Annotated in this window: 15 protein-coding genes and 1 tRNA gene; 3 read left to right on the forward strand and 13 right to left on the reverse strand. The window is 66.4% G+C overall.

Annotated elements, in window-relative coordinates:
• Positions 1-960, reverse strand: coding sequence for a glutathione synthase (gene gshB / locus BR78_RS0118975; protein WP_029937402.1), 960 nt, complete (start codon positions 958-960; stop codon positions 1-3).
• 43 nt (positions 961-1,003) lie between these two features.
• Positions 1,004-1,378 (reverse strand): YraN family protein, encoded by a 375-nt coding sequence (locus BR78_RS0118980; protein ID WP_029724628.1) that lies wholly within the window; start codon positions 1,376-1,378, stop codon positions 1,004-1,006.
• A gap of 111 nt (positions 1,379-1,489) precedes the next feature.
• On the opposite strand from BR78_RS0118980, the gene BR78_RS20670 reads away from it, so the two are divergent.
• On the forward strand, positions 1,490-1,687 hold the full coding sequence (locus tag BR78_RS20670; protein WP_037567057.1) for a hypothetical protein: 198 nt from the start codon (positions 1,490-1,492) through the stop codon (positions 1,685-1,687).
• On the opposite strand, the gene rsmI is transcribed toward BR78_RS20670, so the two are convergent.
• Positions 1,684-2,520, reverse strand: a complete 837-nt coding sequence (gene rsmI, locus BR78_RS0118990; RefSeq protein ID WP_029937403.1) for a 16S rRNA (cytidine(1402)-2'-O)-methyltransferase — start codon at positions 2,518-2,520, stop codon at positions 1,684-1,686. The two genes, BR78_RS20670 and rsmI, sit on opposite strands and share 4 nt — an antisense overlap.
• An 11-nt stretch (positions 2,521-2,531) precedes the next feature.
• Here rsmI and BR78_RS0118995 point away from each other — a divergent pair, with 11 nt between their 5' ends.
• Positions 2,532-3,743, forward strand: coding sequence for a penicillin-binding protein activator (locus tag BR78_RS0118995; RefSeq protein WP_029937404.1), 1,212 nt, complete (start codon positions 2,532-2,534; stop codon positions 3,741-3,743).
• Here the strand turns inward: BR78_RS0118995 and hemW are convergent.
• The 5 genes from hemW to BR78_RS0119020 all read right to left on the reverse strand — a co-directional run bounded on the left by hemW (position 3,740) and on the right by BR78_RS0119020 (position 10,508).
• The gene (gene hemW, locus BR78_RS0119000; RefSeq protein WP_029937405.1) at positions 3,740-4,885 is read right to left on the reverse strand and encodes a radical SAM family heme chaperone HemW; all 1,146 of its coding nucleotides are present in this window, start codon (positions 4,883-4,885) and stop codon (positions 3,740-3,742) included. The two genes, BR78_RS0118995 and hemW, sit on opposite strands and share 4 nt — an antisense overlap.
• 13 nt (positions 4,886-4,898) lie before the next feature.
• Positions 4,899-4,972, reverse strand: a tRNA-Gly gene (locus BR78_RS0119005).
• A gap of 31 nt (positions 4,973-5,003) precedes the next feature.
• On the reverse strand, positions 5,004-7,904 hold the full coding sequence (gene galA / locus BR78_RS0119010) for a beta-galactosidase GalA (protein ID WP_029937406.1): 2,901 nt from the start codon (positions 7,902-7,904) through the stop codon (positions 5,004-5,006).
• Between the two features lie 10 nt (positions 7,905-7,914).
• Positions 7,915-8,877 carry a glycoside hydrolase family 43 gene (locus tag BR78_RS0119015; protein ID WP_029937407.1) on the reverse strand — a complete coding sequence of 321 codons (963 nt, stop codon included), beginning with the start codon at positions 8,875-8,877 and terminating at the stop codon, positions 7,915-7,917.
• Entirely contained in the window at positions 8,877-10,508 is a 1,632-nt protein-coding gene (locus BR78_RS0119020; protein ID WP_025560244.1) for an MFS transporter, read from the reverse strand. Before BR78_RS0119020 ends, BR78_RS0119015 begins: the two co-directional genes overlap by 1 nt.
• Positions 10,509-10,634: 126 nt before the next feature.
• Between BR78_RS0119020 and BR78_RS0119025 the strand changes: the two genes are divergently transcribed.
• Entirely contained in the window at positions 10,635-11,939 is a 1,305-nt protein-coding gene (locus BR78_RS0119025; protein WP_025560245.1) for an oligogalacturonate lyase family protein, read from the forward strand.
• 124 nt (positions 11,940-12,063) lie between these two features.
• On the opposite strand, the gene BR78_RS0119030 is transcribed toward BR78_RS0119025, so the two are convergent.
• The 5 genes from BR78_RS0119030 to rhaM all read right to left on the reverse strand — a co-directional run bounded on the left by BR78_RS0119030 (position 12,064) and on the right by rhaM (position 20,420).
• Positions 12,064-14,490 (reverse strand): glycosyl hydrolase 115 family protein, encoded by a 2,427-nt coding sequence (locus tag BR78_RS0119030; protein WP_025560246.1) that lies wholly within the window; start codon positions 14,488-14,490, stop codon positions 12,064-12,066.
• 179 nt (positions 14,491-14,669) lie between these two features.
• Positions 14,670-15,782, reverse strand: coding sequence for a beta-galactosidase BglB (gene bglB, locus BR78_RS0119035; RefSeq protein WP_025560248.1), 1,113 nt, complete (start codon positions 15,780-15,782; stop codon positions 14,670-14,672).
• Between the two features lie 32 nt (positions 15,783-15,814).
• Entirely contained in the window at positions 15,815-17,005 is a 1,191-nt protein-coding gene (locus BR78_RS0119040; protein ID WP_025560249.1) for a glycosyl hydrolase 53 family protein, read from the reverse strand.
• Positions 17,002-20,106 (reverse strand): glycoside hydrolase family 35 protein, encoded by a 3,105-nt coding sequence (locus BR78_RS0119045; RefSeq protein ID WP_081855852.1) that lies wholly within the window; start codon positions 20,104-20,106, stop codon positions 17,002-17,004. The genes BR78_RS0119040 and BR78_RS0119045 overlap by 4 nt, the downstream gene beginning before the upstream one ends.
• Entirely contained in the window at positions 20,103-20,420 is a 318-nt protein-coding gene (gene rhaM, locus BR78_RS0119050) for an L-rhamnose mutarotase (protein WP_025587625.1), read from the reverse strand. Before rhaM ends, BR78_RS0119045 begins: the two co-directional genes overlap by 4 nt.
• Between the last annotated feature and the right edge of the window lie 40 nt (positions 20,421-20,460).

Genomic DNA, 20,460 nt, shown 5'->3' on the forward strand with positions numbered 1-20,460 from the left:
TCAGGCCGCGCGTTCGGCGACGCGGCGTTCGATCGCCTGCCAGATCAACGCGGCGGTGTCGCCGCCGTTGAACCGGTCGATCGCGACGATACCCGTCGGGGACGTGACGTTGATTTCGGTCAGCCATTCCCCGCCGATCACGTCGATCCCGACGAACAGGAGACCGCGCTTCTTCAGCTCGGGCCCGAGCGCGGCGCAGATTTGCTTCTCGCGCTCGGTGAGTTCGGTCTTGGCTGCCGATCCGCCGACCGCGAGGTTCGAACGGATCTCGCCTTCGCCGGGGATCCGGTTGATCGCCCCGGCGATCTCGCCGTCGACCAGTACGATGCGCTTGTCGCCCTGCGCCACCGAGGGAAGGAACGCCTGCACCATGTGCGGCTCGCGATATGCGGTGTTGAACACTTCGATCAGCGAGGAGAGGTTGGCACCATCGCTGCCGACCTTGAAGATCGCCTTGCCGCCATTGCCGTGGAGCGGCTTGACGACGATCTCCCCGTGCTTGGCGAGGAACGCCCGTGCCTCGTCGAGGCTGCGCGTCACCAAAGTGGGCGGCATGAACTCGGCATAATCGAGCACGAACACCTTTTCGGGTGCGTTGCGGACGCTGGCGGGGTCGTTCACCACGAGCGTGCGATCGACGATGCGCTCGAGCAGGTGCGTGGCGGTGATGTAGCCGAGGTCGAAGGGCGGGTCCTGCCGCATCAGCACGACATCGGCTTCCGCGCCGAGATCGAGGCTCACCGGATCGTCGAAATGGAAGTGATTGCCCGCGACGCGCTGGACGCTGACCGGATGCGCCTTTGTCCAGACGCGTCCGTCGGAATAATTGAGGTCCTCAGGCGTGTAATGGAACAGCCGGTGGCCGCGCGCCTGCGCCGACAGCATCAACGCGAAGCTCGAATCGCCGGCGATGTTGATCGCATCGAGCGGGTCCATCTGCACGGCAACAACAAGCGACATTCGGCCTCCTTCGGAACCCCTGTAGGTGACTTATTGTACTAAGTCACCCCATCCAGGCGTTCTCGATATGGCGAGGCAGCGCGCGAGGAGCAATGAGGATCACGTCGACGCGAATGTCGTCGCCCGGCCCGGCATAACGCGGCATCAGATACTCCGCCGCCGCGGCGACGCGCGCCAGCCGTCGCTCGTCGATCGCGAAATCGAGCTCTGCGTTGGTCGCGCGGGTCTTCACTTCGACGAAGGCGACGAGATTGCCCTTGCGCACGACGAGGTCGACTTCGCCGGCCGGCGTGCGCACCCGGCGATCGAGGATTCGCCAGCCGCGCAGCCAGAGCCACCAGGCGGCGCGCCTTTCCCCGTCGCGGCCGCGGTTTTCCGCCGCTTTTCGGTCGCTCGTCGCGCGCCGAGGCCGTTTCATCTGCAACTCCTCGCACAAGGGCTTGGCGCCTGTGGATAACTTTGGTTAGTCTCCGCTATTCCGACTCATGAGAGGCGGGTCGCATATCGTCACCGGGGGGTGCCGAGGACTATGGAATCCAACGAACGCTATTACCGGCGCCGGGCCATCCAGGAAATCCTGGCGGCACGCCATGCGATCACTGCGAATGCGAAGGAACGGCGGCGGCTGCTTGCCGAAAGCTATGTCCGTCGCCTTTCGGAACTGACCGGTTCGGACGAGAGCTTCCTGCTCGATGCCAATCCGGCGCGGCTGCAAGAGTTCGCCTAGACCTTGAGCGCCAAAGCGCGGGCGTACAGGGCCTTGCGGTCCAGCCCGAGCCTTTTGGCGACTTCGCCCGCCGCCTTTGCCGGCGGGAGCCGCGTGAGCGCTTCGGCGAGCGCGGTGTCCGCATCCTCCTCGCTGGCAGGCGCCTTTTCCCCCGGCGGCGCGACCACCACTACCATCTCGCCCTTGGGCGGTGCATCGGCATAGCGCGCGGCGAGCTCGGTCAGCGTCCCCGTCACGCACTCCTCGAATCTCTTGGTGATCTCGCGCGCGACCGCGGCTTCGCGATCGCCCAGTCCCTCGGCCAGCGCGGCGAGGCAGGCGGAGAGGCGCGGACCCGATTCGTACAGCACCAAGGTCGCCCGGATCGCGGCGATCTCGGCCACGGCCTCGGCGCGCGCCTGCTGCTTGGCGGGCAGGAAGCCGAGGAACAGGAAGCGATCGGTCGGCAGCCCGGCGAGCGTGAGCGCGGCGATCGCGGCGCACGGGCCCGGGATCGTCGTCACCACATGGCCCGCGGCGCGCGCGTCGCGGACCAGCTTGAAGCCGGGGTCCGAGATCAGCGGCGTGCCCGCGTCGGAGACCAGGGCCACCGCTTCGCTCGCCATTCGAGCGATCAGCCCCGGGCGGACGGCATCGGCATTGTGATCGTGATAGGGCAGCATCTTGCCCTTCGTGCCGAGGTGGCGAAACAGCCCCGCTGTCACACGCGAGTCCTCAACCGCAACCACATCGGCCTTCATCAGTATTTGAGCAGCACGCGGACTGAGGTCGCCGAGATTGCCGATCGGCGTCGCGACGATGTAGAGGCCGGGTGCGAGAACGAGATCATCCATCGGGGAGAGTCATGGCAGACGCCAGAGCAAGTGCGCAACCGGGCCTGTGGAACATGCTGCGCACCGCAGCCATGGGCGCGACATTGTTTCTCGCGGCCTGCGTCAGCGGCCCGCGAACCGCTCCGGAGGCCGAGCGCCCAGCGCCTGCCGAGCGGCCCGCGCCTCCCGTCGTGCGCCCGATCACGCCGGGGCTGCCGCAGGACGTCGAGCGCCACCGCATCGCCTTGCTCGTGCCGCTCACCGGTCCGAATGCCGGCGTCGGGCGGTCGCTCCAGAACGCCACCCAGCTCGCGGTGCTCGACACCAAGAGCGACGCGCTGCGCATCACGACCTACGATACCGGCGCGGTCGGCGGCGCGATCGCCGCGGTGCAGCAGGCGATCGCCGATGGCAACCGGCTGATTCTCGGGCCGCTGCTGGCCGAGGAAGCCCGCGAAGTCGCGCCGATCGCCCGGCGGGCGCACATTCCCGTGCTCAGCTTCTCGAACGACGCCGGCGTCGCGGGCAACGGCACCTTCATCCTCGGCTATGTGCCTAGCCAGTCGATCGAACGGGTGGTGAACTATGCCAAGCGCTCGGGCATCACTGATTTCGCGGGGCTGATCCCGACCGGCCTCTATGGCGAGCGCGCCTCGACTGCGTTGCTCCGCTCGGTCGAGCAGGCCGGCGGCAAGGTGCTCGCGCTCGAAACCTATGACGCGCGCCCGGGCTCGATGGCGAGCGCGATCGCCAAGATCGGCCGCTCGCCCTTCCAGGCAGTCCTGCTCGCGGGAAGCGCCAATGGCGCGGTCTCCGCGGCGCCATTGATCCGCCGCGCCCCGAGCGGCAAGACCGCGCGGCTGCTCGGCACCGAATTGTGGAACACCGATTCGGCGATCGGCTCGCGTGCGGCGCTCAGCGGCGCATGGTTCGCGAGCGTGCCGGACAATTATTATCGCCAATATGCCACCAAATATCGCGCGCGCTTCGGCGCCGCGCCGTATCGCCTGTCGACGCTCGGCTATGACGCGGTGCTGCTGACGGTGCGGATCGCGCGCGATTGGCGCCCCGGCACCGAATTCCCCGAGCGCCGGCTGGTCGAGCCCGAGGGCTTTGCCGGGCTCGACGGCGCGTTCCGCTTCGGCCGCGACGGCGTCGCCGAGCGCGCGCTCGAAGTGCAGGAGATCCGGGGAGGCACGACCGCTACGGTCTCGCCCGCGCCGCCCAACTTCAAGGGCAATTAGGCGATCACCAGCTCGCGCAGGATCGCTTCGAGCACGGGCGTGCCCGCAGCGGTGACGTAGAGCCGCTCGCCGTCCTGAGTGACCAGGCCCTGGTCACTCAGGACGGCGAGCGCGCGCGAATCGAGCGGTGCGGTGCCGCCCGCGAGCGCGGCGACGCGCGGCAAATGCACGCCCTCGGGCAGCCGCAGCCCCATCACCAGCGCCTCGACTGCGCGTTCGTGGGGAGCGAGCGGATCTTCGAGCTGAAGACCGTGGCCGTTGCGCGTCACTGCGGCCATCCAGTTCTCGGGCTTCTTGTGCCGCATCGTCGCGAGCCCGCCGCGCCGGCCATGCGCACCGGGCCCGACCCCGGCATAGTCGCCATAGCGCCAATAGGTCAGGTTGTGCCGGCTCTCCGCGCCTGGCCGGGCATGGTTGGAGATCTCGTATGCGGGCAGGCCGGCGGCGGCGGTGATGTCGCGCGTCGCCTCGAACAGATCGGCGGCCGCATCGGGATCATAAGCGGCGAGCTGGCCCTTCTCGTACATGGTCGCAAAGCGCGTACCGGGCTCGATGGTGAGCTGGTAGAGCGAGAGATGCTCGGTACCGAAGCCGATCGCGCGGCGGAGCTCGGTTTCCCAGGCGGTGAGATCCTGATCGGGGCGCGCATAGATCAGATCGAAACTGACCCGGTCGAACACCGCCTGCGCAGTCTCCAGCGCGGCGAGGCCTTCGTTCACGCCGTGCGCCCGGCCGAGGAAGCGCAGCGCGTCGTCGTCGAGCGCCTGCAGCCCCAGCGAGACGCGGTTGACTCCCGCGCCGGCGAGATCGGCGAACCGCGCGGCTTCGACCGAGGAGGGATTCGCCTCCAGCGTGATCTCGATACCGGATTCGAAGCCCCAATGCCGCTCCGCCGCCTCAATCACCGCCGCGACGGTCTCGGGCGGCATCAGCGACGGGGTGCCGCCGCCGAAGAAGATCGACCCCAGCCTGCGCCCCGGCAGCGCCGCCGACTCATGCGCGAGATCGGCGAGCATCGCGCCGCGCCACGCCTCCTGGTCGACACTCTCGCGGACATGGCTGTTGAAGTCGCAATAGGGGCATTTCGACACGCAGAACGGCCAATGCACGTAGAGTGCGAGCGGGGATGTGTCGTTGGTCATGCGCTTAGGGGGCTGGAGCGGGTAACGGGAATCGAACCCGTGTATTCAGCTTGGAAGGCTGCTGCACTACCATTGTGCTATACCCGCGAGCCGAGGGGGCGACTGCCACAGTCCGCGGCTATTGGTCAACCTTCTCGCGCACCACGACCATCTTGCCGAAGCCCGAGGCCTTGCCCGGCTCGGCCTCGACCAGCACCACCAGCGATCGCTCGCCCTGCCCGGCGGGCAAGGCCACGTCGAGCGGTGCAGGCGCGGGATCGCGCTTCTCGGCGATCTTCTTGCCGTCCAGCCAGATCTCTGCGCTGCCGGCGAGTTCGGTGAAGGTCAGCACGCCGCCGCGCCGGCGGACGCTTGCCGGCGGCGTGAAATTCATCTGGTAGCCGTTCCAGCGCCCGGCCTCCGACGGCCCTTCGAGCCGGCCGGAACGACCGCGCGCGGTGGCGTAGCGATCGTCGGAGCCGATCTTGGCATTGGGATCGGGCCGGGTCGTCGTGAACGGCGCCCGCGCCCAGAAGCTCAGCAGCATTTCGGGCCGGGTATTGGCGACCTGCGCGCGCGGCGCGGCGGCGATCCGGTCGACGGTCAGTGTGGCGGGCTTGAGCCCCGGCGCAGTGGCGCGCAGCACCAGCTTGCCGCGCCCGGCGGCGACGCGGACGATCACCTGCGCGAGGCCGTTGAACAATCTTCTCGCGCTGCCCTTTTCGGGATCGTGATCATTGGGGTTGCCGTTGCCGAGCCCGATGATCTCGCCGCCTTCGATGGTGAAGCTGGCGGGAAGATTGGCGAGCGGTACGTGCCGCCCGCGCGAATCGACCGCATCGACGGTGATCGGCTGAGCATCCTCGCCGTCGCCCGCCATCACGCGCCGATCGGGTGTGAGCCGCAGCTTTACGGGTGCGCCGACGGTCTCGATCACTGCGCGCGAGACTTCGCGGCCGCCGCGATAGCCGATCGCCTCGAGCTTGCCGGGCGCATAGGGCACCTGAAATTCGGGTTGCTTGAGTCGGTCCACAACCGCCTCGCCGACCTTCTCGCCGTTGAGCAGCAGCGTGACGCGTTCGGCATTGGTGAGCGCCACCACCCGGATCGGCTGGCCCTCCTTGCCCGACCAGTTCCAGTGTGGCTGGAGCGCGAGCACGGGCGTATCGTCGATCCATTGCGCGCGGTGCTGGTGGAAAGCGAGCTTGGGGAAGCCGCAAATGTCCATGATCCCGAAGAAGCTCGACGTGGACGGCCATTCGAACGGCGTCGGCTCGCCATGATAATCGAACCCGGTCCAGACGAACCCGCCGGCGACGAACGGGCGCTCGGCGATCGCCTTCCACGCGGCGTTGTGCGTGGCACCCCACGGCGCGCCCTCGTCGTCATAGCTGGTCATGATGTTACGGGTCTTGTCGGTCGCCCATTCGCCGCGTGTCGAGAAGGCACTGGTGTCCTCAGAGCTGGTCAGCGGCTTGTCGGGGAAGGCGGCGTGGTATTTGTCATATTGCGGGATCTGATAGTTGAACCCGACGACGTCGACCGCCTGGCTGACGTTCGAGGGCGTGAACATGCCGTCGTTCATCGCCGCGGTGACCGGGCGGCTGTCATCCAGCGCCTTCACCGTCGCGGCCATGCGACGGACCATCTCATAGCCCTGCGGGCTACCCTGCATCGGCTCCTCGTTGAACACCGACCACATGAAGACGGAGGGCCGGTTGCGGTCGCGCCGCACCAGCCATTCGAGCTGCGCCATGTAATCGGGGCTCGGATTGAACTGGCGGTTCTCGTTCATCACCAGCAGGCCATGGCGGTCGCAGGCGTCGAGCAGTTCGGTGGGCGGCGCATTGTGCGACACGCGGATCGCGTTCGAGCCGAGCGCCTTCAGTCGCCGCACGCGCCAATCCCACAGCGAGTCGGGGATGGCGGTGCCGACGCCGGCATGATCCTGGTGGTTGCAGGTGCCCTTGATCTTGAGCGGCTGGCCATTGAGATGGAAGCCGGTCCGGCTGTCGAAATCGAGCCAGCGGAAGCCGATGTTGATGCGGCGCTCGTCCAGCACCGTCTCGCCGTCGAGAATCCGCACTATCAGCGGATAGAGTGTCGGCGAATCTGGCGACCAAGGCTTCGGATCGGTAGGACTCAGCGAAAGGCTTGCCTCGATTGGCTGGAGAGGGTCGACTTCGATCTCGGCGACGGCGGCGGCGATGAATGTACGGGCGGGATCCGCCAGCGACGCATTGACCCTCACTTTTCGGGCCGCGGTCGCAATGTTGTTGAGCGTCACCGTGACCGGGACGCTCCAGCTTCCGTCCGCCGCTCGGCGCGGATCGCAGTGCACGCCGTCGGTGACGATGTGGACCGGCTCGCGCACCGCCAGCCAGACATGGCGATAGATGCCGGCGCCTTCGTACCACCAGCCTTCCATCGGCTCGGCATCGACTCGTATGGCAATCGTGTTGAGCTCGTCACCGAAGCGCGCATAGGGCGTCAGATCGACATGAATGCCGTTAAAACCGCTCCAGTTGCGGTCGACGATCGTGCCGTTGATCCAGATCGTGGCGTTGGTGGCGATCGCTCCGAAGTCGATCTCGAGGAACTTGCCCTTCAGCGCGGGATCGAGCCGGATCGTGCGACGGTACCAGCCGATTCCCCGGCGACGATAGCCTTGCGAGACATTGGCCTGGGGATCGACAGCGCTCTCGATCGCCCAATCGTGCGGCAAGGTGACTTCGCGCCAGTCGCTGTCGTCGAAGGTCATCGCCGCGGCGCCATGCGCGGCACCGGCCTTGGCGTTTTCGTAGGTCGCTTGATGGCCCTTGATCTCGGGCATGGGCACGTCGCCGAGATGGAACCGCCAGCCGCGATCGAGCAGCAGCCGGCCCGGCTCCTCGGGAATCGGGCGCGGATCGAGCCCATCGCGCGGCGCCGGCATCGGCAAGTCGCTACCGTTATAGGTGTCCACTGCCTTCGCACGGGCGGGGAGGGCAGGTAGCGCGGTAGCCAGCGCCGTTGTTGCCAGAAACGCCCGCCGATCCATGCCTTTTTCCTTATTTGTCGAGCCGCATCGTGATCGGCCTTGTGCGGTCGACCGACAGGATTCCATCTTTTTCTTCGAGCTCGGCGACCTGCAGCACGGTGCGGCGGCCCCAATTGGAATCCTTCGCCGCCTCGGGCTCTCCCGATTGGTGGACGAAGTAGACGAGATATGCCCGATCGCCAGCGACGATCACATCCGGATGCTGTGCCTTGGCGCGGTCGGTCGGGCGCGTGCCGGGCTCGCCTGCCAAGTGTCCGGCCTGCGCGGTCCAATGCTCGCCGTCGCTCGAATGCTGGACCAGCAGGCCCTTCCACGCGTCGCTGATCAACCACCAGCGGCCATGCCAGCGAAATGCTTTGGGGCCTTCGCCGGGCGTCGTCACTGCGGTGCCGCGTACCGTCCAGGTTTTCAGGTCGGCGCTGTCCGCCCAGCGGATCGCCTTGCCCATCCGCTCGTCGTTGAACCACAGCCGATAGCCGCCCTGCGGCAGCGCCAGCACGCTCGCATCGATGATCCGGTCCGAGCCGAGTTCGACACGCTCGCCGCAGTCCCAGCGCTTCAGGTCGGTGCTGGTCAGGTGGACGAGGAAGCGCGGCGCGTTCCAGTCCTTGAACACGCCCGGCACCACGGTGACCCACATATGCCATTCGTCGCCGAAGCGCTGGACCTCGGGTGCCCAGAGCGTCGCGCCGGTGCAACGCGCGGGAATTGCCGCAGTACCCGAATAGCGCCATTTCGCGCCATCCTTTGATCGCGCGACGCCGATCGCGGTGCCGTGGACCCAACTGACGTCCTTGGGATCGGCGAGCTCCAGGTCGGCGCGACGATTGGTGTAGAACATCACCCATTCGCCGGTCTTGGGATCGTGGACGGTCGACGGGTCCGCCGCGCCGTCATGCACCGGATCGCGGAACAGCGGCACGGACGCGACGGGATCGGCCGACGGCAGCAGCAGCGCCAGTGCGGCGAGCATCAGCGGCTCCCGGAGACGGAGTTCTTGCCCCAGAGCTGATCGTATTTCCAGCCAGTCAGATTCTCGACGACCGCGCGTGCCTCGGGCGAGGTGGGGTCGGTGCCCCCGGCCCGCAAATGGTCGATCTCGGCCATCAGCACGTCATGGGTCTGCGCATTGAGACGGAAGCGCCACGAGGCGATCAGGCCGGCGAGCATGACCAGGATCGGCCCGAGGATCAGCAGCCAAGTAATGGTGGCGATCGCCTGCGGGGTCTGTTGCACTGCTTCGGCAGGCCCGCCCTTCGGCGAGACATAGCCACCGAGGTCGATGATCCAGCCGGTGCAGATGATCGCCGCCGACTGGGCGAGCTTGCGCACCAGCGTCATCACGCCGGCGAAAATGCCCTCACGGCGCTGGGCCGTGACCGCCTCGTCCACGTCGGGCAGGTAGTTATAGACCGACCAGGGCACGAAATTCAGGGTGCCGCGGCCGAGTCCGGCGAGCAGGATCGGCACGAACAGCCAGAAGATCAGCACCGGACTGAATCCCGCGGACGCCGGGTTGAGCGCCGAAAGCATGTTGCCGTGGAGGGCGCCCAGGTCCGCGACGAAGCCGGCCGGCCTGAGAAAATAGAAAGCGAGGAACAGCAGCAGCCCGCTGCCGAAGAAACTGATGGCGATGCGGTAGGCGATCACGGGCCCGGTGCGGATGACGATATTGATGGCGATCATCACCGAGACGAGCTGCGCCACATACATGATCGTCAGCAGCTGCGAGATGATCAGCGTCGCACCCATCATCACCGTGACGACGAAGATCGGAAAGGCCGTGTTGAAGATATCCTGCGAGATGTAGCCGCCGAGATAGATCGACAGATGCTGGCGGAAGGCGCGGATGCGAAGCGTCGAGAACAGATCGCGGAACATCACGACGGGAATCAGCAGCGCGGTCTTCAGGTCGAGCGGCGCGGACTGCACCTCCTTCTCGGCTTCGGTATAGGGGCGTTCCCAGGTGAAGATCACCACCAGCAGCACGACCAGGCTGAAGATTGCGCCGAATATCGCACCCATGATCAGGAAGGTGCTGGGCGAATCCTTGCCCCCCAGGCTGCTGATGATCAGCGTCGGCAGATAGGATGCGAGAATGGCGGAGCTTTGCGCGACGATCATCCGCGCGCCCGCGAACTTCGCCTTTTTCCGATAGTCGTTGGTCATCTCCGCGGCGAGCGTCTCCCATGGGATGAGGAACATCGTGTAGACGAACTCGAAGAAGATGAATGTCAGCAGATAATAAGTGAAGCTGTGCCCGGCGACGAAGATCAGCGCGAAGCTGGGCAGCAGCGGAATGGTGGCGATCAGGAAGACCTTGCGCCGCCCGATGCGCCGGCCGATCCAGCTGTGCCGCAGATTGTCGGACACGTAGCCGATCAGCGGGCAGGTGATCGCCTCGAGCAGCCGCGGCAGGCCGAGGATCAGCCCCGCCTCCGCGGCGGACAGGTTACAGAAGGTGGTGAAGAAATATAACAGCCAGCCGGTGACGACCGCCTGCGCGCCTGCCCCCAGCATGTCGCCGGAGCCCCAGCCCCAATAATTGTACCAGCGCGGCTGACGGTGCGCAGATACGGTTGGCGCCGAGGCGCTGCTGGCCATGCGGGACTTCCTCTCCGGGTTGGGCCGCCGGGATTGCGGCAAACTGCCGATACCGGTTCTTTACTCCATATTCTGAACCGCTATCATGATATGTGGAACGACATCAAGTCGGCGGGAGAGTAGAGGATGCGGCTGGGACGCACGATTTGCCAGAGCCTTGCGGCTGCATCGCTGGTGCTGGCGGAAACGGCGGCGGCGGATCCCGCCGCCGAGTGGGTCGATCCGCTCACCGGGCACAAGGTGGTGCGTATCAGCCGCGAGCCGGGCAGCGCCGCGCTCTATTTCCACCAGAACAGCTATACGCCGCGGGGCGACAAGATGGTGATCTCGGTGCCGGGCGGGATCTCGGTGGTCGATCTCAAGACCTGGGCCGTCACGCCTTTGCTCAAGGAAGAGGACATTGTCCTGCTGTTCACTGGCCGCAAGACGCGGACGGCCTATTACCAGAAGCGCGGCGCTCCGGGTGCGCCCTCGACGATCTTCGGGGTGGACATCGATACGGCCAAGGTGCGGAAAATTGCCGATGTGGATCGCGGCTTCATCGGGTCGATCAATGCCGACGAGACCTTGTTGCTCGGACAATGGGCCGAGAACGACCGGCCGCTCCAGCCGGGGGCGAAGCCCGCCGACAACAGCAAGTTCGGCCAGGCGCAATATGCCGCGAACTGGCCCGACGGCCGCCCGATGACTTATGCCGAGGCCAAGGAAGTGCGGCTCAACGAGCGGCTCGAGGCCAAAATCCCGATGGAAATCTTCACCATCGACGTGAAGACGGGCGCGCGGAAAGTGGTCACCGCGTCGACCGACTGGCTCAACCATATCCAGTTCTCGCCGACCGACCCGCAGCAGATCATGTATTGCCACGAGGGCCCGTGGCACAAGGTCGACCGGATCTGGACGATCCGCGCCGACGGCAGCGGCAAACGCCTCGTCCACAGCCGCACGATGAACATGGAGATCGCCGGGCACGAGTTCTTCTCGCCCGACGGCAAGACGATCTGGTACGATCTCCAGACCCCGCGCGGGCAGGTGTTCTGGCTCGCCGGCTATGATCTCGCGACGGGCAGGCGCCGTTGGTACAATGTCGAGCGGAATGAATGGTCGGTGCACTATAACCAGTCGCCCGATCTGAAGCTTTTCTCGGGCGACGGCGGCGACGGCGAGATGGTCGCGCACGCGCCCGACGGGAAATACCTCTATCTGTTCCATCCGAAAGACATTCCGGATGTCGCCGGCATTCACGCGCCGGGCGCCGAGAACCTGATCGCGCCGGGCACCTTCGACGCCGAGAAGCTGGTCGACATGCGCAAGCAGGATTACCGGCTCGAGCCCAACATGACCTTCACTCCCGACGGCAAATGGATCGTCTTCCGCGGCAATTTCGAAGGCGCGAACCACGTCTATGCGGTGGAGCTGGCGAAGGCGAAGTAGCGAGGCCGATCGTCACCCCGGCCTTGTGCCGGGGTCCACGAAGCCGCGGCGGAGAAGCTGGAGCGGCTTGTCCGTGACTTGCCTCCCGGTGGACCCCGGGACAAGTCCGGTGTGACGGAAGGGGTTAGCGGTCGGCCGGCACGAAGCGCACCGCCTCGATCAGCACGCCGCCGCTCTCCGCCAGTAACTCGAAGCGATGGCGTCCGCTTTCAATCACCGCCGGCACGTCCACCGAAATCCGGTTGTCGAGCACCGCCTGCGCCCAGGCGGCATTCCCGGTCTCGCGCGGTATCGAAAGCGGCCAGTCACGGCCGTCGATGCGCAAGATCAGCTGCAACGGCGCACCGTCGGCATCGGCATAGGTCGGAATCAGATCCACGATCACCTGCCAGCGACCCTCCGGAAGTTCACGCACCACCGTGCCCCGCACGGGGCCATCCATGCGCGAGCCCAGCACGAACCCCCCGCGGCCGAGGTCGGGCACCGGCCGCCAATTCCCCGCCGCACTTTCAAGATCGAGCCCGACATCGAGTTTCGCGACCGGTTCGACCAGCGCGGGCACCGCCGGAGCGCCGCCGGGCGCGGGCAGCACCGGTGGCGTCAGGCGGAAGCTCTTCCACTGGCCATCCGCGGGCTCGACCGCAATGAAGCCCCGCCATTTGCCGTCGGCGAGCTGGCCATAGGCCTCGGTCAGTTCGGCGATACGCGCGTCCGCCGCGCGGGCCTCGGTGCCGCGGCTCAGCGCGCGGGAGAGGTCCACGTCGCGCAGCCGATCCTGTGCCTCGGCGGCGAAGAAGCGGCGATTGGCCTCTGCCGCGGCTTCCACCGGATAGCCGAGCAGTTCGAAGAATGCCGCGCGGCGTTCTTCGGGGATCCGTCCGGCGATCGCGCGGACCCGCGCGATATTGCGATCGAACGCGGCGAGCCGGGCATCGGCCTCTCCGATCGAATACGGGCTCTGGCGCGCTTTCTGCCCGGGCAGATACCATTGGAGATGCTCGGGGCGCCGCTCGAAATTGAGCCGGTGATGCCCGGCGAGCACGGCGGCTATCGCGTCATCTTCGCCTGGCGCAATGTTCTCGCGCGCCCAGCGCCGAATCCAACCGTCCACACCGAGCGCGCGCGTCCCCGGCACGTCCCATGCGAGCGACAGGAAATAATCGGTGGCGAGTTCGGCGGGCTTGATGTCGCCGACATTGGCGATCCACATGCGCTGCGCGCCGAGATCATAGGCGCGGCCCATCTCCTCGGCGATCAGGGCGGGCGGCGTGGTCGACAGCCACAGATAGGAGAGCGGCGCGCCGAGATAGGAGAGGTGGTAATAGATGCCCGCGCCGCCGCTGCGCTTGCGCTCGCCGGGCGTGGGGAAGCGGCGGATATAGCCGAAATTGTCGTCGGGCCACATCAAGGTGACGTCGTCGGGCACCGCCAGCCCGGCGCGGTAGATATCGAGCACTTCCTTGTACGGCGTGAACACCTGTGGGACGTGCTCGACCTGCGGCGACACATGCCGGGCGATCATCGCGCGCTGGTCGGCGATGATGCTTTCGAGGAAGCGCTTCCGCGTCGGCATGTCCGACGCGCCCTGCATCCCGCTGTCGTGGATGCCGCGCATGCCGAGCGTCCAGATGCTCTCATATGCGCCGTTGGTGCGGGCACGTTCCTCCCAATAGGTGCGGACGCCGTCGGGGTTCTTGCCGTAATCATAATCGTGCGGATCGGCGGTCCATTCGCCGACATTGTTGCGCAGCATCGGCTCGGCATGGGACGAGCCCATCACCAGGGCATAGCGATCGGCGAGCTTGGCATTCTCAGGCGTAGCGTTGAAGGCGGGCGAGATCTTGTGCATCGCCGGCCACAAGGTGTTGGCCTTCAGCCGCAGCAGCAGTTCGAACACCTTGGCATAGGTCTTCGGCCCCATGCCGTGCCCGCCCTCGAAGTTGGTGGCCGACCAGGGGGTGAGCCCCCAATCCTCGTCGTTGAGGAAGATGCCGCGATATTTGACCGAGGGCGGCCCGAAACGGTGCGTGCCCGGGTGGACATGCAGCGCCGGCTGCTTGAGCGGCGTGACGTCGGCCCACCAATGCCAGGGCGATACGCCGATCGCACGGCTGAGCTCGTAGATGCCGTAAGCGGTCCCGCGCCGGTCGCTCCCGGCAATGACGAGCGCGCGGGCCACGCCGGGCGCGGGGCGCTCGACCGTGGCGATGACGAAGCTTTCCCACGCTCCCTTGAGCCCCTTGGCATCGAGCTTGCCGCTTGCGATCAGCTTGTCGATCGTGGGATTCTTGCCGATCGTGCCGGCCCAGATCGGATCGCCGCCCGCGCTCTTGCCGGTGACGCTTTCGAGGTCGCTGCGCAGATCCTCGGCGGCGATGGCGACGACCGCATGGTCGCCCTCGGCGGTGGCGACGCGCGCGCCGGCGAGGTTCACTCCCGCCGCGTCCGGCCGCGCATCGATCCAGTCGGCAAGCTGCGCGCGCGCGGGGAGGGGGGCGAGGAGAAGGCAGAGGGCCAGGACGAAGCGCCGGAGCGCGCCGGCTCTGCCCATACCATCGTCACCCCGGACTTGTTCCGGGGTCCACTCAGCCTCATCGGCTGCCATAAAGCCTCTCGTCCAGCCCTTGTCTCCCGGTGGACGCCGGAACAAGTCCGAGGTGACGGAGGACTTTTTGAGCGCGGAGGTTGATCTGCGGGCAGCGAGCCAGAAGAGCAGCGCCGCCCGCTGCATCAGATGTACGTCCGCAGGAACTCGCCCAGCGCGCAGATCGCGAGGCTCTGGCCATAGGGCATCGAGGTCAGGCGGATGTCCTTGTAGAATTGCAGCGTGTCGCCCATCGCCGTGCCGAAGCTGACCTGCTGGAGCTCGCCCGTCGCGTCGATATTGGCGAGCACACCCTTCACGGCCTTGATCCCGACCTGCTCGTAGTGGCGCGGCAGATAGCCCTTCCGCACGCCCTTCAGGATGCCATACGCGAAGCCAGCAGTGGCCGAAGCCTCGAGGTACGAAGTCGGATCCATCACCAGCGTGTGCCACAGCCCGCTCGCGTCCTGCGTCTCGGCCAGCGTCTTCACCTGCGCGGCGAGCGTGTCGATCAGGAACGCGCGGAAGGCGTCGCCCTCGGGCAAATCAAGGATCTCGATAATCTCGGGAATCGCGATCGTCACCCAGCAATTGCCGCGCGCCCACAGCGCCTCGGCGAAATTGTGCCGTCCGTTGAAGTCCCAGCCGTGGAACCAGAGGCCGGTCTTCTTGTCGAAGAGATATTTGATGTGGACGAGGAACTGGCGCTTCGCCTCCTCGACATAATGCGGCCGACCCAGCAGCAGCCCGATCTTGGCGAGCGGCAGCACCGACATCATGAGCGTGTCGTCCCACATCTCGCCGGGATTCTCGTCGTTATAGACGATGTGCTGGAAGCCGGCTTCCTCGGTCTTGGGCAGGCCGTCGGGCGCCATCAGCCATTCGGCCCAGGTGTCGAGATAGGGGATGTAGCGCGGATCGGGCTCGTGCTCGTACAGGTAAGCGAGCGTGATGAACGGGGCCATCGTGTTGATGTTCTTGGTCGGCGTGCCCTCGGCGAAGCGGTCCTCGAACCATTGCTTGATGATGTGGAGCGCCTTGTCGTCGCCGGTCTGCTCGTAATAGCGCCACATGCCGAACAGGCCGACGCCGTGGGTCCATTCCCAGCCGGCCCAGCCCTTGGTGTCGATGATCCGGCCGTCCTCGAGATGGAGCAGGAACTCGCCGGTCTCGTCCTTGATATTGACGAGATTGTCCATCAACAGATCGATCTTCGACGTGATCTCGCTGCGCGGAACGTCGTGCGTGAGGGCGGTCACTTAATATCTCCTGGTTTCGGTAAGTTCGCGGGTCATTTGCTGACCCCATAGTCCTTCGCCATCTTTTGGTAGAGGCGAATGAAGGTCGGATCGGCGTCGTAGCGCCCGCCATGATCGCGCGGTTTGCGCGGTGCCGGCGGGGCGGGGGCGGCGCCCGGCGCCTCGGCGCCGTTGATGCCCTGCGAGAGCAGGTTCGGCCGCGGCCCCTCGCCGGCGCTGACACCGTCTTTCAGGAAGATCGCTTCCTGATGCCGCGTCGGCTCCCAGATATAGCTGCCCCAGCCGTTGGCATGCGCGTGGACGAGGTCGTTCACATAGCGTTTGCGCGACGAATATTCGATCGCGAAGAAGCCTTTGTCGGGGTAGCTTTTGCCGAATTCGGCGAAGGTCCGCGCCCAATCGCCTTCGGCGGCCTGCTGGTAGCAGGAGAAGCCGAGCGCATCGAAATCCACGCCGCGCGCGATCAGATTGTCGGTCCAGTGCCGGACGATCGGCCAGTGCCTGCCGAGATGATTGTGGAGCGCCAGCGGCACCCCGGGCAGCGTATCGCGTGTCGCCGAAACGGCGGCCTTGAGCAGCGCCGCGAACCGGTCATAGCCGCCCGCGCCCGTCACGCTCATGTGCACGGCATCGGTCTGCGGATTGCCGGTCGGGATGGTCAGCGGCACGCGGCCCTCTGGCCAGAGCATGCCGAAGGTCGTCTCGTTGCCCAGAATCGCGAGATCGGGCGCAGCACCGGCGGCCTTGAGTGCGGCGAAGGTGTCGACGGTGTAGCGATGGACGGTCTCGACGAGCTTCGCGAAAGGCAGGTCCGCCCATGCCGCGGGCTTGTTCTGATGCTGCGGATCGGCCCAGGTGTCCGAATAATGGAGCGTGGTCGAAAGATGGAAGCCGGCAGCCTTGATCCGCCGGGAAAAGTCGATGATCTGCTCGATCCCGCACCACGGCCCGCCCGGCTTGCCCTTCGAATAGCCGTTCTCGGGATTGACGAAGAGGCGGAGTTTGAGCGCATTGAAGCCGGCGTCGCGAAAGATCGCGAGCGGGTCTTTCCGGACGCCGTCCTGGTAATAGGTCGCGCCCGCGGCCTCGTCCTCGGGCACCCAGGAGATGTCGGCGCCGATGAGAAAGGGCCAGGGCCGGGCGCCGGATCTGGCGCGCGCCGGCGCGGCAAGGCCCGCGAGGCCCAGCGCGCCTGCGCCGATCGTCTGGCGGCGCGTTATCACTTCAGCTCGGCCGGGGCCGCGGGAGCGGTCACCATCCGCACCGGCAGCCCGCCTTTCACATTGCGCAGCGTGACGAGCTTGACCGCCTCGAGCGCGTTGCCGGGCGCGCCGTCGGAGGTCACCGCGAGCGCGATGTGGTTGCGGCCGCGATGGTTGAGGATGCCCTCGGGGATCGGGAAGACACGCTGCGGGCCGACATGCGCGATGAACTGGCCCATGTTCCAGCCATTGACGAAGATCAGCACGCGATAAGCGACGGGCGAGCGCGGCTTGCTCGTGTCGCCGAAAGCGAGGCCGATCGTCGCGTCCTGCCCCTTGGGCACGGCGAGGTCGAAGCTGGTGCGGTACCAGCTGGTGCCAGGAGTCGCCTGTGCGGTGGGAACGGCGGCGGACTTCCAGCTACGGTCGTCGAAGCCGGGGAGGTACCAGCCGCGGCGTTCGCCATCGAGGCCGCCATTGTTGGCGACGCCGCGCACCGGATCGGCAAGGTCCTCACCGCGCCCGTTGATCTTCCACGCGATCGGTACCGCGAAGCTCGGCCCGGCGACGGGCTCGATCGAGGCCGAGACGAGACCGCGCGCTTCCTTGTGGAAATCGTCGGCGTCGAGGTCCCAATTATGGCCGTTGTTGCGCACCATTACCGACAGCACGTGCTCGCCCGGCACGCGTGCGGCGTCGGGAAGCAGGAAGCCCGGCGCACCGGTGGTGATCGGGCGCGGCAGGCCGGCGGGGATCTCGTCCTGCCCGATCAGCTTGCCGTCGAGGAAGACCTGCAGCAGCCCCGCGCCGCCGGCGCCGTAATGGAGCTTGAGCCGTTCGGCATCGGGCGTGCCGGTGAAGCGGCCGCGATACCAGACATCGCCTTCGTGGAAGCCATAGGCGTCCATCAGCATGTTGGGCTGGCCATCGGCGCGCGCGGTGATGCTGGCATAAGCGCGGTTGTCGATCTTTTGCCAGTCGCGATCGTCGAAGCCGGGATCGGCCTCGGGCGAGCCGGCGGCGACGCGCCAGTCAGTGAGCGCGGGGAGCGGGAAGTCGATCGGCGCGGCGAGCGATGCGGTTGCCGTGACACTGCCCGATTGCGTGCGCGTCGTGGCGATCCTCGCGCCGTTCCACGTTGCGCTGCGGATGCTGCCGGATGCCCAGATTTCGAGCGGAGTGGTTTCCTTTGTGTCGCCGATGAGCGCGAGCATGCCCTTGGCAGCCTTGGCGCTGCGTACCAGCGCGGGTCCGCGAACCAGCGTATCGCCGGCATGCCAGAACTTCGCGCCTTCGGCCTCGTCGCCGATGAGGAGCAGGAGGTCGGGACGCCCGCCGCCGCTGATCCGGATGCGGGTGAGGCCGCGATGCGCGTAGCTGAGCTTGAGATCGCCTTTGGTGTCGAAGGTCGACGTCGCGCCGCCTTCGAGGACGGTGACCTTCGGTTCGCTGGAATAGCGCAGCACGGTCTCGCCGGCTTCGCCTTCGCGGCCGTAGAGCAATGCGATGTCGCGGCCGTCCTGCTTGAGGATCGTTTGCAACTCGGAGGTCGAATAGACGAGGCGCTGGCCGCCGAGATTGACTCCCGCGACCAGCCATTTCGCGTCGAATCCGTCGAGCTGCATCGGCAGCGTGTAGCGGCCGTCGGGCAGGTCGGCGGTGAAAGTGAAGCGGTCGCTGGTCTGACCGTTCGACGGCTTGTGCGTGACGAGCAGGAAGCGTGCGTCGGTCTCCGGGCTCTTGTTGTGATAGACCTGCACCTTGTCCGACGAGATCTGTACCGGGCCCGCAGGCACCATCCCGGCGAGATCGGGCACCGCCGCTATCAGGCCGCCGAGTTGCTTGAGCTCTTCGGCCTTGGGCCGCACCTCGCGCGTCTCGGACAGCGCCGAGCCGTAATCATAGCTGGTGAACACCACCGGCGCGGGGAGCCAGCCCCAGCTGGTCCCGCCAAAGCCCATGTAGAAGCTCTGGATCGAGATGCCGTTGGCGAGGTTGGTGCCGTAGAAGACGCGCTGGAAGCGGCGCCCACGCTGGATCGCGTTGCATTCATAGCCGCCGTTCGAGCCCCAATAATCGAACCAGCCGCCACCGAACTCCGCGAGGAAGCCCGGCGTATTGGGTGATGCCGAGGCGCCGCCTTTCGCCCCGCCCGGGCCGTAATAGCCCCAATCGGGCGCCGCCGAGCCCCGCGTCGGCTTGCCGTTCACGGTGCAGGTGCCGCCCGGATAGCCGTCGAACGCGTACATGTCGTTGGGGCCGGGGACGGTCTTTTCGACCTTGCTGTCCTCGGGCACCCAATAGCCGTTGCGGCCCTGGTCGTTGTGGAACAGCGGCACCGTGATGCCGTCGGCGCGTGCCTTGGCGTAGAGGTGATCCATGTAGCGGCGCTGTGCCGGTGTGGTCAGCGCCAGCTCGTTCTCGATCTGGTGGAGGATGACGTTGCCGCGATGGCCTTTGCCGTCGCCGTTGATCTGGTGGCGCGCGATGATCGCGTTGACCCGGGTCAGCCACTCGTCCGATGCGGCGAGATATTCGGGATCGTCGGTACGCGCGCGGCCGCGCTGGTTGACCAGCCATCCGGGGAAACCGCCGCGGGTGAGCTCGGCATTCACATAGGGGCCGGCGCGCGTGATGACCCAAAGGCCTTCCTCCTCGGCCATGGTCAGCAGCCGGTCGATGTCGCGGATGCCGCTGAAATCGTAGACGCCCTTTTTCGGGCTGTGGAAGCCCCAGTCGAAATAGAACGCGACGGTGTTGAACCCGCTCGCCTTCATCTTCTGCAGCACGTCGCGCCACAGATCGGGCGAGGGCAGGCGGAAGGCGTGCATCTCGCTCGACCAGATGATCGTGCGCTTGCCGTCGATCATCAGCGAACGCGCGTCGTACGAGACGCGGCCGAAGGTCTTCACCGGCGCGTGGAAATTGGCGGTCTGCCTCGCTTCCTGTGCGGTGGCGGGGAGCGCGAGCAGCGACGCGGCGGCGAGAAGGGCTGCGCAGATCCACGCGCCTCCGTTCGCCCTGAGCTTGTCGAAGGGCGCCTTGCCGCTGGCGGTTGGCTTAGTGGAGAGGCGTGCTTCGACAAGCTCAGCACGAACCGATTTTTGGCGAGCGCGGATCATGGCAGGTGGAACACAGGCTTGAGCGCCCATTCCCTCGGTTTGTTGTCCGGTTCGACTTCCATCAGCGGAGCCATGTAATCCCACCATTTCCGCATCACCGGATGCTCGGGGAGCGCTTCGCGGCTGTTATCTTCCGTGAGCTTGAGCACTGCGAACAGGGCATTGGTCTCCTCATCGAGGAAGATCGAATAGTCGCGGATCCCGCTATGATGGAGCAGTTCCGCCAGTTCGGGCCAGATCGCGTCGTGGCGCGCCTTATATTCGTCGACGACGCCGGGCTTCAGCTGCATCTTGAATGCGTGAATGGTCGTCATGCCCTCTCCTGAAGCCCATTATGTGGGACTTAACTGCAGT

This window comes from Sphingomonas sp. UNC305MFCol5.2, assembly GCF_000712135.1.
Taxonomy (GTDB): domain Bacteria; phylum Pseudomonadota; class Alphaproteobacteria; order Sphingomonadales; family Sphingomonadaceae; genus Sphingomonas.

What these genes read in the sequence shown, in the direction of transcription:
- gshB (WP_029937402.1), bottom strand. Translation starts at nt 960, where the DNA reads ATGTCGCTTGTTGTTGCCGTGCAGATGGACCCGCTCGATGCGATCAAC.
- BR78_RS0118980 (WP_029724628.1), bottom strand. Translation starts at nt 1,378, where the DNA reads ATGAAACGGCCTCGGCGCGCGACGAGCGACCGAAAAGCGGCGGAAAAC.
- BR78_RS20670 (WP_037567057.1), top strand. Translation starts at nt 1,490, where the DNA reads ATGGAATCCAACGAACGCTATTACCGGCGCCGGGCCATCCAGGAAATC.
- rsmI (WP_029937403.1), bottom strand. Translation starts at nt 2,520, where the DNA reads ATGGATGATCTCGTTCTCGCACCCGGCCTCTACATCGTCGCGACGCCG.
- BR78_RS0118995 (WP_029937404.1), top strand. Translation starts at nt 2,532, where the DNA reads ATGGCAGACGCCAGAGCAAGTGCGCAACCGGGCCTGTGGAACATGCTG.
- hemW (WP_029937405.1), bottom strand. Translation starts at nt 4,885, where the DNA reads ATGACCAACGACACATCCCCGCTCGCACTCTACGTGCATTGGCCGTTC.
- galA (WP_029937406.1), bottom strand. Translation starts at nt 7,904, where the DNA reads ATGGATCGGCGGGCGTTTCTGGCAACAACGGCGCTGGCTACCGCGCTA.
- BR78_RS0119015 (WP_029937407.1), bottom strand. Translation starts at nt 8,877, where the DNA reads ATGCTCGCCGCACTGGCGCTGCTGCTGCCGTCGGCCGATCCCGTCGCG.
- BR78_RS0119020 (WP_025560244.1), bottom strand. Translation starts at nt 10,508, where the DNA reads ATGGCCAGCAGCGCCTCGGCGCCAACCGTATCTGCGCACCGTCAGCCG.
- BR78_RS0119025 (WP_025560245.1), top strand. Translation starts at nt 10,635, where the DNA reads ATGCGGCTGGGACGCACGATTTGCCAGAGCCTTGCGGCTGCATCGCTG.
- BR78_RS0119030 (WP_025560246.1), bottom strand. Translation starts at nt 14,490, where the DNA reads ATGGGCAGAGCCGGCGCGCTCCGGCGCTTCGTCCTGGCCCTCTGCCTT.
- BR78_RS0119045 (WP_081855852.1), bottom strand. Translation starts at nt 20,106, where the DNA reads ATGATCCGCGCTCGCCAAAAATCGGTTCGTGCTGAGCTTGTCGAAGCA.
- rhaM (WP_025587625.1), bottom strand. Translation starts at nt 20,420, where the DNA reads ATGACGACCATTCACGCATTCAAGATGCAGCTGAAGCCCGGCGTCGTC.